This window comes from Flavobacterium sp. (genome assembly GCF_044349645.1).
Classification (GTDB): domain Bacteria; phylum Bacteroidota; class Bacteroidia; order Flavobacteriales; family Flavobacteriaceae; genus Flavobacterium.
The window spans coordinates 30,672-44,256 of the sequence record NZ_JBIKQP010000008.1 but is presented as its reverse complement, the minus strand read 5'-3'; the positions used below and the strand labels follow the sequence as shown (position 1 = coordinate 44,256).

Here is a 13,585-nt window from a genome sequence, read left to right as displayed (position 1 = left end):
CTTTTTAAATTAGATATTTTTTTGTCAATTAGCTATCTAATTCATAGAAGGTACGGTTTTTGATTTTATGAATATAAATTAATAAATTTACAAAAGTAAAACACTATATATGGATGATAATTTTTCACCAAGAGTTAAAGATGTAATAACCTATAGCAAAGAAGAAGCCTTTCGATTAGGGCACGACTTCATTGGTACAGAGCATCTTATGCTTGGAATTTTGAGAGATGGAAATGGTACAGCAATAGATATATTAAACAACCTATCGGTAGATTTAGATTTTTTACGCAGGAAAGTAGAAATCTTAAGCCCTGCCAACCCTAACGCTGAAATTGGTTTAGATAAGAAGAACTTACATCTAACACGTCAAGCAGAACGCGCATTAAAGACAACTTTTCTAGAGGCTAAAGTATTTCAGAGCACTACAATTAGTACCGCTCACCTACTTTTATGCATTTTAAGGAACGAAAATGATCCTACAACTAAACTTCTTAACAAGTTAAAAATCGACTACGATACCGCCAAAGAACAATATTTAAACATGACACCAAATAACACCGAGAGCGAATTTTTAGAAAATTTGCCAAGAGCTGAATCTTATAATGACGATTCAGGACAAGATGACAGCCTAAAAGGTGACAATTTTAATAATCCTACGAATAAGTCCAATAAAAAGTCAAAAACTCCAGTTTTAGATAATTTTGGTCGTGATTTAACCGAACTTGCCGAAGAAGGAAAATTAGATCCAGTAGTTGGTCGTGAAAAAGAAATCGAAAGGGTTTCTCAAATATTAAGTCGCCGCAAAAAGAACAACCCACTTTTAATTGGTGAACCTGGAGTTGGTAAATCAGCTATCGCAGAAGGTTTAGCTTTACGGATTATCCAAAAGAAAGTATCGCGAATATTATTCAATAAACGAGTGGTTACACTCGATTTAGCTAGTCTTGTTGCCGGTACAAAATACCGTGGGCAATTTGAAGAGCGAATGAAAGCAGTGATGAATGAATTGGAAAAAAACGACGATATCATACTATTTATTGACGAAATTCACACTATTGTTGGTGCTGGAGGTGCGACTGGTTCATTGGATGCATCCAATATGTTCAAACCAGCTTTAGCTCGTGGCGAAATACAATGTATTGGAGCAACAACATTAGATGAATACCGACAATATATAGAGAAAGATGGCGCTTTGGAACGTCGTTTCCAAAAGATAATTGTTGAACCAACATCTGTTGAAGAAACGATTACTATCTTGAATAATATCAAAAATAAATACGAAGACCATCACAATGTGACTTATACTCCTGAAGCAATTGAGGCTTGTGTCAAATTGACCAACCGATACATGTCGGAGCGTTTCCTTCCAGACAAAGCGATTGATGCTTTAGATGAGGCGGGTTCAAGAGTACATATTACCAATATTGAGGTGCCAAAACAAATTTTAGATTTCGAACGACAATTGGAAGAAGTACGCGAACTTAAAAATTCTGTGGTAAAAAGACAGAAATATGAAGAAGCCGCTAAACTTCGTGACGATGAAAAACGCATCGAAAAAGATTTGGCTGTAGCCCAAGAACAATGGGAAGAAGATGCTAAAAACAATCGTATATTAGTAACCGAAGATAACGTTGCCGATGTGGTTTCTATGATGACAGGAATACCTGTAAATCGTATTGCTCAAACTGAAAGTAATAAATTAGCTATACTCCCTGAACTAATTCAAAATAAGGTAGTTGGGCAAAATGAAGCGGTGTTAAAAATTGCTCGTTCTATTCAAAGAAATCGTGCTGGATTGAAAGATCCAAATCGACCAATTGGTTCGTTTATTTTCTTGGGGCAAACTGGTGTAGGTAAAACCCAATTAGCGAAAGTTTTGGCCAAAGAATTGTTCGATTCTGAAGATGCTTTAATCAGAATTGACATGAGCGAATACATGGAGAAATTTGCAATTTCAAGATTAGTTGGAGCGCCTCCAGGATACGTAGGATATGAAGAAGGTGGGCAATTAACGGAAAAAGTAAGAAGAAAACCTTACAGCGTTGTATTGTTAGATGAGATTGAAAAAGCGCATCCAGACATATTTAATATGATGTTGCAAGTATTGGATGACGGTTATTTAACCGATAGTTTAGGTCGTAAAATTGATTTTAAAAATACTATCATTATTATGACTTCCAATATTGGAGCACGTCAATTGAAAGATTTTGGTCAAGGAGTTGGTTTTGGAACTTCAGCAAAAATTTCTCAAGCAGATGAAAACTCTAAGAGCATCATTGAAAATGCACTAAAAAAAGCGTTTTCTCCGGAGTTCTTAAACAGAATTGACGACGTAATTGTTTTCAACGCATTAGAAAAACACGATATCGATTTGATTATTGAAATTGAATTGAAAAAATTATATGCAAGAATAAAAGATCTTGGCTACGAACTAAATCTTTCAGATACTGCTAAAGCTTTTATTGCCGAAAAAGGTTTCGATAAGCAATTTGGCGCTAGACCATTAAAAAGAGCGATTCAAAAATATGTTGAAGATGCCCTTGCTGAAGAAATTATTACTAGTAAAATTGGTGCTGGTGATGAAATATTTATGGATTTAGACGAAACAACTCAAGAATTGGTTGTAAAAGTAACTAAAGCTCCAGAGCCAACAAATTAATAAATTCAGTACATAACAAGTTTTTTAAACCCATCTTTTTGTCAATAATTGATGGGTTTATTATTTAATATAATTCTTCATTTAAATTAAAACAAAATATATACTTTTGGAAAATATTATTTTATCAATTTACAATCAATAATATGTTTAAAGAAAAAGTTATAGTTGGTAGTGAAGAATGGTGTTCCTTCCCTATTTTAGGAATTCCAACAATTAAAGCAAGAGTAGATTCTGGTGCTAAAACATCGGCATTACACGCTATCAATATTGCACCATTTATTAAAGATGGTGAAAATTGGGTAAAATTTGATATTAATCCAATTCAAAACAATGTAAAAACTATTATTCATTGTGAATCTAAATTAATTGATAAAAGAATCGTTAAAAGTTCAAGCGGATTCAGAGAACAACGTTACGTTATTGGTTCAGAACTGGAAATTGGTGGGAAAAATTGGTCTATTGAAATTACTTTAACCAATCGAGATTCTATGGGTTTTCGAATGCTTTTAGGTCGTGAAGCCATGAGCGGAAGGGTTCTTGTAGATCCTGAACAAAAATACTTATTGGGAGAACCAACTCAAGATGTATTGACAGAGTTGTATAAATCTTCTGAGAAAGCAACAACAGGACTTCGCATTGGGGTTTTGGCAAGCAATAAAGAATTGTATAGCAATAAGAGAATTATGGAAGCTGGTGAAATGCGAGGTCATGAAATGCACTTCTTAAATATTAAGGAATGTTACATGAAATTAGACGCAACAACGCCTGAAATTCACTATCGTGGGGGAAGAATTTTAGATAATTTTGATGCAATTATCCCAAGAATTCGTCCTAGTATTACTTTTTATGGTTGTGCATTAACACGCCAATTTGAAGCATTGAAAGTTTATTGCTTGAATTCTGCCGCAGCTATCACTCAATCTCGTGATAAATTATTTTCTTTACAACTGTTATTAAATAATGGAGTTGATATTCCTACAACCGGTTTTGCAAACTCTCCACTTGATACCAACGATTTAATTAAAATGGTTGGCGGACCACCATTAATTGTGAAATTATTAGAAGGAACTCAAGGAAAAGGCGTGGTAATGGCGGAAACTAAAAAAGCAGCTGAAAGTGTTATCAATGCTTTTAAAAGTTTGAATGCCAATATATTAGTTCAAGAATTTATTAAAGAAGCCAACGGAAAAGACATTAGATGTTTTGTAATTGACGGTAAAGTGGTTGCTGCAATTCAACGTGAAGCAATGCCAGGTGAATTTAGAGCCAATATTCATTTGGGTGGAACCGCTTCGGTAATTAAAGTCACTGCTGAGGAAAAGAGAATTGCAATTAAAGCTGCAAAAGCGATGGATTTAAAAGTTGCTGGAGTAGATATTATTCGATCTTCTAAAGGACCATTGTTATTAGAAGTGAACTCATCTCCAGGGTTAGAGGGTATCGAAGGGGCTACCAATAAAGATATTGCTGGTGAAATGATTAAAGCAATTGAGAAAAATTTTAAACATAAAATGTAATTTTTCTCAAATAGAATTTAATATTTTATCGAATATTTAAATTTCTAGATCAATCACAAAACTATTCAAAAACGCCACTGATTTTTGAATATCATAATGTAGAATTCTATCTTCTTTAACTAAAGGAACTTCCTCACGATAGGATTTTAAAAACATCTCGATAAAATCACTTGATTTTAAAGGCCTTCTAAATTCAATTGCCTGAGAAGCATTCATTAGCTCAATAGCAAGAATTCGCTCTAAATTATCCATAATTCGTAACGCTTTGGTAGCCGCATTTGCACCCATACTTACATGATCTTCCTGACCGTTTGAAGATACAATACTATCAACGCTTGCTGGAGTAGCCAATTGTTTATTCTGACTTGCAATACTAGCTGCGGTATATTGCGGAATCATAAATCCTGAATTTAATCCAGGATTGTCAACTAAAAAAGGAGGTAAATTTCTTAAACCTGAAATTAATTGATAAGTTCTTCTTTCGGAAATACTTCCTAATTCTGATAAAGCGATTGCCAGAAAATCTAGGGCTAAGGCCAATGGTTGTCCGTGGAAATTTCCACCCGAAATTATCTGATCGCTTTCTATAAATACATTCGGATTATCGGTTACCGAATTTATTTCTGTTTTGAATACTTTTTTCACGTAGTCTATTGCATCCTTTGAAGCTCCGTGAACTTGTGGAATACATCGGAAAGAATACGGATCTTGAACATGCACTTTAGACTGGGAAATAATTTCACTTCCTTCCAAAAATTCATTCACTCTATTTGCTGTAACAATTTGTCCTTTATGAGGTCTTATAAAATGAATTAATTCATTGAATGGTTCTTGACGACCATCAAATCCTTCTAATGAAATAGTTCCGATTAAATCGGCTAAATAAGAATATTTTATCGCTTTCAATAAAATATGAGTTCCATAAGCACTCATAAATTGAGTTCCATTAAGCAAAGCCAATCCCTCCTTTGATTGAAGTACAATTGGACTCCAATTAAATTGCTTCATTATTTCTGAAGTTGGCACTTTATTTCCATTATAAATCACTTCTCCTTCCCCTAATAAAGGTAAGGATAAATGAGCCAAAGGGGCTAAATCACCTGATGCACCAAGAGATCCTTGAGTATAAATTAATGGTAATATATCATTATTATAAAAATCAATAAGTCTCAATACGGTTATTAACTGAACACCAGAATAACCATAACTTAATGATTGAATTTTTAAAAGCAACATCAACTTTACAATTTCCGATGGAACCTCTTCCCCTGTTCCACAAGCGTGAGATTTCACAAGGTTTTCTTGAAGTTTGGAAAGATTTTCATTCGAAATTTTAACGTTACAAAGTGATCCGAAACCAGTGTTTATTCCATAAATTGGTGTTTCATTTGCTTCCATTTTGGAATCTAAATAATCCCTGCATTTTTGGATATTTACTCGCGCCTCTTCAGATAATTCAAGGGTTTTATGTTGGTAAATGATTTCTTGAACATCTTCTAAAGAAAGAACATCGGTACTTATATAATGAATATTACTCATGATAATAATTTTATTGAACTACAAAAATCACTATTTACTAATTATAAAGCAAGGTTTATTAGCATATTTTATGATTATAATAATTTTATATCAAAAAATAATACTTAGAAAATCAATAATCAATAAATTGAATAAAAGTCGCTTTGTAACTCCATAAAAAATGAATAAATTAGCGGCTGTAAATCAAAGCTAACAAAACAATGAAAAATACAGCCTTAATAAGCGTTCACGAAAATTTAGGTGCAAAAATCCTTCCTTTTGCAGGTTATAATATGCCTATTTTATATGAAGGTGTTAACGCAGAGCATGAAACAGTAAGAAATGGCGTGGGAGTTTTTGATGTTTCTCACATGGGTGAATTTTTTCTAAAAGGTTCAAAAGCTTTGGATTTAATCCAAAAAGTAACTTCAAATGATGCTTCTACATTAACGATTGGAAGAGCGCAATATTCTTGTTTGCCAAATAATGAAGGCGGAATTGTAGATGATTTAATTGTCTATAAAATGGCTGATGAAGAATATTTATTAGTAGTAAATGCTTCAAATATTGATAAGGATTGGAATTGGATTTCATCTCATAATGATTTAGGTGTTGCAATGGAAAATTGTTCAGATGAGTATTCTTTATTGGCGATTCAAGGTCCTAAAGCAGTTGAAGCAATGCAATCATTATCGTCAATTGATTTATCCCAAATTGCTTATTATCATTTTGAAGTGGGAGATTTCGCTGGATTTGACAATGTGATTATCTCTGCAACAGGTTATACTGGATCTGGAGGATTTGAAATTTATTGTAAAAACGATCAAGTTGAAGCTATATGGAACAAAGTATTCCAAGCTGGTGAAGCATTTGGCATCAAACCAATTGGATTAGCAGCACGTGATACATTGCGATTAGAAATGGGATTTTGTTTGTATGGAAACGATATTAACGATACGACTTCTCCACTAGAAGCCGGATTGGGTTGGATAACAAAATTCACGAAAGAGTTCACCAATTCTGAAAATTTGAAAAAACAAAAAGAAAATGGTGTTGGCAGAAAATTAATTGCTTTTGAAATGCAAGAACGATCAGTACCTCGTCACGATTATGAAATTGTAGATGCTAACGGAAATGTAATTGGAATGGTAACATCAGGCACAATGTCTCCATCAATGAATGTTGGAATTGGATTAGGCTATGTGCCAACTTCATTTTCAGCTGTGGGTAGCGATATTTTTATTAGAATTAGAAAAAATGACGTACCCGCTAAAGTGGTTAAATTGCCATTTTATAAGAAATAAAATAATTGAATTAGAAAATAATAATTAGAAATGGGAAGAGCTTTTGAATTCCGAAAAGGTAGAAAAATGAAACGCTGGTCAGCGATGGCCAAAGCATTTACTAGAATTGGTAAAGATATAGTAATGGCCGTTAAAGAAGGTGGTCCAAATCCTGAAGCCAATTCAAGATTAAGAGCAGTTATACAAAACTCGAAGGCTGTAAATATGCCGAAAGAAAATGTGGAACGTGCCATCAAAAAAGCTACCGATAAAGATACAGCCAACTATAAAGAAGTTTTATTTGAAGGTTATGCACCTCACGGAATTGCAATTCTTGTAGAAACTGCAACCGATAATAATAACAGAACTGTTGCCAACGTTAGAAGTTACTTCAACAAATGTAATGGAACATTAGGAACCCAAGGTTCTGTTGAATTTATGTTTGATCACACTTGTAATTTTAGAATTCCAGCAAACGGATTAGATCCTGAAGAATTAGAATTAGAATTCATTGATTTTGGTGCTGAAGAAGTATTTGAAGATGAAGACGGTATCTTAATTTACGCTCCTTTCGGAAGTTTTGGAACAATCCAAAAAGAATTGGAAAACAGAGGAATCGAAATATTATCATCAGGTTTTGAGCGAATTCCTCAAATCACAAAGAAACTGACAGAAGCTGAAATGGCCGATGTGGAAAAGCTAATCGAGAAAATTGAAGAAGATGATGACGTGATGAACGTTTATCATACTATGGAAGAATAGATTTAAGATATATGATTGCTGATTTTAGATATATAAATATTAAAAAATTGAAATAAAAAAACTCCAGATTTCTCTGGAGTTTTTTTTATATAATTCATTTATACTATTTAATAAATTCTATTTTTTGAGCCTCTTCTGTTTTTACACTATCAAAGAAACCTTGTTCATTCATCCAATCGTCACTGAAAACTTTGCTCATGTATCGTGAACCGTGATCTGGGAAAATAGCAATTACATTACTGTTTTTATCAAATTCTCCTTCTTGTGCATATTGTCTAATCGCTTGAAGAACAGCTCCTGAAGTATATCCAACGAACAAACCTTCTCTTTTTGCTAATTCGCGAGTAGCATGAGCACTTTCCTCATCAGTAACTTTCATAAAATGATCTATTGAATCAAAATCAGTTGCCGATGGGATTAAGTTTTTCCCTAGACCTTCAATTCGGTAAGGATATATTTCTTCGTTGTCAAACTCTCTTGTTTCATGGTATTTTTTTAATACCGATCCAAAAGCATCAACTCCTAAAATTTTAATATTTGGATTTTTTTCTTTCAAGTATTTTGCAATTCCTGAAATTGTACCTCCCGTTCCACTACATGCTACTAAATGGGTAATTTTACCTTTTGTTTGTTCCCAAATTTCAGGCCCTGTAGTTTTATAATGTGCGTCAATATTCAATTGGTTAAAATACTGATTGATATAAACTGATCCTTTAGTTTCTTCATGTAAACGTTTTGCAACAGAATAATACGATCTTTCATCATCGGCAGAAACATTAGCAGGGCAAACATAAACTTTTGCTCCCATGCTTCGTAACATATCAATTTTATCTAGGGAAGATTTTGAACTTACTGCTAAAATACAGTGATAACCTTTAATGATACTTACCATGGCCAAACTAAAACCAGTATTACCCGAAGTAGTTTCTATAATTGTATCACCAGGAGAAATAATGCCTTGTCTTTCAGCTTCCTCAATAATATACAAAGCAATTCTATCTTTTGAGGAATGGCCAGGGTTGAAAGCCTCTACTTTAGCGTAGAAATTTCCATCTAGGTTCTCAGTAACTTTATTTAATTTAATTAAAGGAGTATTCCCAATTAAATCTAGTATGCTTTCGAAGGCATTTATTTTTTCGTTCATAAAAAGTAGTCAATTAAGATTAAAAAAATCAATCTATGATAACCTCATTTAATGCAAATTTAACAATAAATTTCTAATTACTTTCTAATTTTTTCTAAATCTAATAAAAAAGAAAATTCTTTTGCCAATTCTTTTAATGCTTCAAATCGACCAGAAGCACCTCCATGACCAGCATTCATATTGGTATCTAGATAGATAGCGTTATTATCTGTTTTAAAAAAACGTAATTTTGCCACCCATTTTGCAGGTTCCCAGTACTGAACCTGTGAATCATGTAAGCCCGTTGACACATACATTGACGGATAATCTTGCGCTTTCACGTTATCGTAGGGTGAATAAGACTTTATGTAAGAATAATATTTCTTGATATTCGGATTCCCCCATTCATCATATTCACCTGTTGTTAACGGGATCGTATCGTCAAGCATTGTTGTAACTACATCCACAAAAGGAACCTGAGCAATTACGCCATTGTACAAATGAGGTGCCATATTAACAATTGCTCCCATCAATAATCCTCCAGCCGATCCACCTTCAGCATATAAATGAGCCGATGAAGTATATTTTTCAGCAATTAAATAATTTGAGCAATCGATAAAATCCGTGAAAGTGTTTTTCTTATTTAGTAATTTTCCGTCCTCATACCATTGGCGACCTAAATCTTCACCACCCCGAATGTGCGATATTGCAAATATAAATCCGCGGTCAAGCAAACTCAATCGTGTAGATGAAAATGTTGCATCCATTGAATAACCATAGGATCCATAAGCATATTGCAACAACGGATTACTTCCGTCTTTCTTCAATTCTTTTCGGTAAACCATCGAAATTGGCACTTTAGTTCCATCTTGTGCGGTTGCCCAAACTCGTTCTTCGGTGTAATTATTTTTATCAAATTTACCTCCTAAAACTTCTTGCTCCTTCATGATTTGCTTTTCCTTAGTCTTCATGTTGAAATCAATTATCGAAGCTGGAGTAGCCATTGATTGATAGCCGTATCTTAAAATATCAGTATCAAAATCAACATTTGTAGAAGTGTAAGCAGTGTAAGTTTCGCTCTCAAAAGGCAAATAATAGGCGTCTTCTCCACTCCAAGGCATTATTCTAATTGTATTCAATCCATTAGATCTTTCAGTAACTACTAAAAAATCACTAAAAATATCAATATCTTCAATCAAAACATCTTCCCGATGTGGAATTAAATCCACCCAGTTTTCTTTGGCTGTAGCCAATTCTGGAGTTTTCATCAACTTGAAGTTGGTTGCATCGTCTTTATTGGTCAACACATAAAAATGATCTCCAAAATGAGCAATATCATACTCTAATCCACGAACTCTTTTTTGGAACACTTTAAATTCTCCATCGGGTTGATCAGCTAGTAAAGTTCGAAACTCTGTTGTAATTGTACTCGAGGAACTGATTACAATATATTTCTTCGATTTTTCTTTAGTCACTTCTACTGAAAAAGTGTCGTCTTTTTCAAAATAAACTAAAGTATCTTCAGCTGAATCGGTATTTAATTTGTGTTTAAATACTTTATCTGATCGTAATGTTTGCTCGTCTTGGCGTGTATAAAAAAGAGTCAAATTATCGTTTGCCCAAGTACTATCGCCAGTAGTGTTTTCAATTTTATCTTTAAAAAGTTCACCAGTAACAAGGTTTTTAATTTGAACAGTATAAATACGTCTTCCAACAGTATCAACCGAAAATGCAATATATTGATTGTCAGAACTTACACTTAGACCACCTAATTTAAAATATTTATGACCATTTGCTAATTCATTGCAATTGAACATAATTTCTTCATTTGCCGTAAGGCTTCCTTTTTTTCTTGAATATATAGGATAATCACTTCCTGTTTCGAAACGAGTGATGTAATAATAACCATTATATAAATAAGGAACCGATTGATCGTCTTCCTTAATTCTGGATTTCATTTCTTCAAATAATTCTTTTTGGAAATTATTAGTGTGAGCAGTCATCGCTTGGTAATACTCATTTTCCTTATTCAGATAATCAATAACTTCAGGGTTTTCTCTATCATTCAGCCAAAAATAATTATCGATTCGAATATCATCAAATTTTTCTAACGTAGTTGGAATTATCTTTGCTTGAGGTGGTTTTATTACAGACATTAAGTTGTATTTATCTTGTTAAATATTGGTGCAAAAATAACACAAAGCGGTTAAGAAAGCATTTATAATTTCAAATTTCTTATTAATTTATTATTAGCTTATTTTCTGTAAATTTGCCTCACATTTAAAAATAATAAATCATGGATTTAATGGGAATGATGGGTAAATTGAAAGCTACCCAACAAAGAATTGAAGAAACTAAAAAAAGATTGGATACTATTTTAATTGACGAACAAAGCACTGACGGACAATTAAAAGTAACTTTAACTGCAAATGGTAAAGTAAAATCTATTGAAATTTCAGATAGTTTATTGGAAGACAAAGACCAATTAGAAGATTATTTAATTATTGTAATGAACAAAGCCCTTGAAAAAGCTACTAAAGTAAACCAAGCGGAATTGGATGCTGTTGCAAAAGTAGATATGCCCATGATTCCGGGCATGGAAGATATGTTCAAGTAACTTAATTATAAAAAAAAGACTGCAAATAATTGCAGTCTTTTTTTTTACATCAAATGCTATTACAATCCCGCATTTTTTAAATATGGTTCTACTTTCATTTCGTGACCTACAAAATCTTTAAAAGCTTGATTTAAGTCAACGCTATTTCCTACAGATAAAATGTATTTTCTTAAACGTTCACCATTTTCTCTAGTCATTCCGCCATTGGCTTTCATCCAATCGTAAGCATTATAATCAAGGGTTTTTGACCATGTATAAGCGTAATATCCAGAAGAATAACCTCCACTAAAAATGTGGGCAAAATATGGTGAATGATATCTTGTTGGAACTTCATTAACCAATAAGCCATATTTGGATAACGCTTGTTTTTCAAATTCTAAAGCAGGTTTAAAATCCGATTCTTTTTCAACACTATGCCAAGCCATATCCAAAGTAGCTGCAGCCAATAATTCCGTTACATCATAACCTTTATTGAAAGTATCTGCTTTTTTTATTTTCTCGATTAATTCTTGAGGAATTGGCTCTTTAGTTTGATAGTGAATTGCATAATTTTGTAAAACTTTAGGATCTAAAGCTGCATGCTCATTAACTTGTGAAGGAAATTCTACATAATCACGTGGCACTGATGTTCCTGAAAGTGTAACATATTGTTGGTTGGCAAACAATCCGTGAAGTGTGTGTCCAAACTCGTGAAACATCGTGGTAACATCATCAAAACTGATTAATGATGGCTTTCCATTTGCTGGTTTTGCAAAATTGTAAACATTAACAATTACAGGCTTCTGACCTAAATAATGAGATTGATTTACAAAATTATTCATCCATGCTCCACCATTTTTGTTGTCTCTGGTATAGAAATCCAAATAGTAAATCGCCATTGAAATTCCATCATTATCAAATACTTCATATGCTACTACATCAGGATTGTAGACAGGTAAATCTTTACGTTCCTTAAAAGTAATTCCAAACATTTGCTTTGCAGCAAAAAACACTCCTTTTTCGAGTACGGTTGTTAATTCAAAATAAGGTTTGATTTGACTTTCATCCAAATCGAATTTAGCTTTGCGAACTTGTTCTGAATAAAAATTCCAATCCCAAGGCTGTAATTTGAAACCTCCTTTTTGAGAATCGATTAATTCTTGAATTTCTTTTGCTTCGACTTTTGCTTTATCAACAGCTGGCTTTGCAATTTGAGATAACAAATTCATGGCATTAGCAGGTGTTTTTGCCATTTGATCTTGTAAACGCCACTCTGCATAACTTTTCTTACCCATTAAATTTGCTTTTTGCAAACGTAATTTTGCCATTTTCAATAAAATAGCTCTTGTATCTCCATCGTCATTTTTCTCTGCTCTAGTCCATGATGATTTAAATATTTTTTCTCTAGTAGCTCTATTTTTAAGACTTGGCAATAATGGTTGTTGGGTTGTATTTAATAAACCAATTAAGAATTTTCCTTTATGACCAGCTTCATTTGCTCTATTTTTAGCAGCTTCAAGTTCGTCAGCACTTAAACCATCCAAATCGGATTCTTTATCAAAAAGTACCGCTCCATTTTTTCTAGCTATCAATAATTTATTTCCAAAAGAGGTTCCAAGAACTGCCAATTCGCTATTGATTTTTTTCATCTTCTCTTTATTTTCAGGAGATAAATTGGCACCCGCTAATTCGAATTGCTGCAAATAATATTCCGTTAGTTTTTTATCCTCTCCTTCTAATGAATTTATATCTATAGATTTAATTCTTTGGTACAATTTACTATTTAAATAAATTTTATCATTGTGAGCAGAAAAAATTGAAGCATATTCCTCATCAATTGCTTGCAAGGTAGGATTAGTATTAGACCCAGTTAAATTGGAGAAAATTCCAACTGCTCTGTATAAATCTACGCCGCTTAACTCCAAAGCCAAAACAGTATTCTCAAATGTTGGAATTGCATTATTATTTGAAATAGCATCAATTTCTTTATCATGAACTTTCAAACCATATTCAAAAGCTGGTTTAAAATGCTCGTCTTTTATCAAGTCAAATTGCGGAGCTTGGTACTGCAAAGAACTTTTTTGCAATAATGGATTTTTCATAATAATATTATTATTGTTTTGTTCA

9 protein-coding genes are annotated in these 13,585 nt (G+C 33.0%); 5 read left to right on the top strand and 4 right to left on the bottom strand.

Going from position 1 to position 13,585, the window contains the following annotated elements; genetic code table 11:
* The first annotated feature begins 109 nt into the window (after window positions 1–109).
* Together AC9UFV_RS03005 and rimK are read left to right on the top strand one after the other, a co-directional pair.
* The gene (locus AC9UFV_RS03005) at window positions 110–2,659 is read left to right on the top strand and encodes an ATP-dependent Clp protease ATP-binding subunit (RefSeq protein WP_509572621.1); all 2,550 of its coding nucleotides are present in this window, start codon (window positions 110–112) and stop codon (window positions 2,657–2,659) included.
* A 143-nt stretch (window positions 2,660–2,802) separates the two neighbouring features.
* Window positions 2,803–4,176: a 30S ribosomal protein S6--L-glutamate ligase gene (gene rimK, locus AC9UFV_RS03000; protein ID WP_509572619.1), complete on the top strand. Its 1,374-nt coding sequence runs from the start codon at window positions 2,803–2,805 to the stop codon at window positions 4,174–4,176.
* A 36-nt stretch (window positions 4,177–4,212) separates the two neighbouring features.
* On the opposite strand, the gene hutH is transcribed toward rimK, so the two are convergent.
* Window positions 4,213–5,715 (bottom strand): histidine ammonia-lyase, encoded by a 1,503-nt coding sequence (gene hutH, locus AC9UFV_RS02995; RefSeq protein ID WP_509572617.1) that lies wholly within the window; start codon window positions 5,713–5,715, stop codon window positions 4,213–4,215.
* A 200-nt stretch (window positions 5,716–5,915) separates the two neighbouring features.
* Here hutH and gcvT point away from each other — a divergent pair, with 200 nt between their 5' ends.
* Both gcvT and AC9UFV_RS02985 read left to right on the top strand, forming a co-directional pair.
* Window positions 5,916–6,998, top strand: coding sequence for a glycine cleavage system aminomethyltransferase GcvT (gene gcvT, locus AC9UFV_RS02990; protein ID WP_509572615.1), 1,083 nt, complete (start codon window positions 5,916–5,918; stop codon window positions 6,996–6,998).
* A 30-nt stretch (window positions 6,999–7,028) separates the two neighbouring features.
* Window positions 7,029–7,739 (top strand): YebC/PmpR family DNA-binding transcriptional regulator, encoded by a 711-nt coding sequence (locus tag AC9UFV_RS02985; protein WP_027311286.1) that lies wholly within the window; start codon window positions 7,029–7,031, stop codon window positions 7,737–7,739.
* A gap of 103 nt (window positions 7,740–7,842) precedes the next feature.
* Here the strand turns inward: AC9UFV_RS02985 and capA are convergent, their stop codons facing one another.
* Together capA and AC9UFV_RS02975 are read right to left on the bottom strand one after the other, a co-directional pair.
* Window positions 7,843–8,883: a cysteate synthase gene (capA, locus tag AC9UFV_RS02980; protein WP_509572613.1), complete on the bottom strand. Its 1,041-nt coding sequence runs from the start codon at window positions 8,881–8,883 to the stop codon at window positions 7,843–7,845.
* 77 nt (window positions 8,884–8,960) lie between these two features.
* On the bottom strand, window positions 8,961–11,018 hold the full coding sequence (locus AC9UFV_RS02975) for a S9 family peptidase (protein ID WP_509572612.1): 2,058 nt from the start codon (window positions 11,016–11,018) through the stop codon (window positions 8,961–8,963).
* 140 nt (window positions 11,019–11,158) lie between these two features.
* On the opposite strand from AC9UFV_RS02975, the gene AC9UFV_RS02970 reads away from it, so the two are divergent.
* The gene (locus tag AC9UFV_RS02970) at window positions 11,159–11,479 is read left to right on the top strand and encodes a YbaB/EbfC family nucleoid-associated protein (RefSeq protein ID WP_509572610.1); all 321 of its coding nucleotides are present in this window, start codon (window positions 11,159–11,161) and stop codon (window positions 11,477–11,479) included.
* 59 nt (window positions 11,480–11,538) lie between these two features.
* Here AC9UFV_RS02970 and AC9UFV_RS02965 read toward each other — a convergent pair whose 3' ends face one another.
* On the bottom strand, window positions 11,539–13,560 hold the full coding sequence (locus AC9UFV_RS02965; protein ID WP_509572659.1) for a M3 family metallopeptidase: 2,022 nt from the start codon (window positions 13,558–13,560) through the stop codon (window positions 11,539–11,541).
* Window positions 13,561–13,585: the final 25 nt, after the last annotated feature.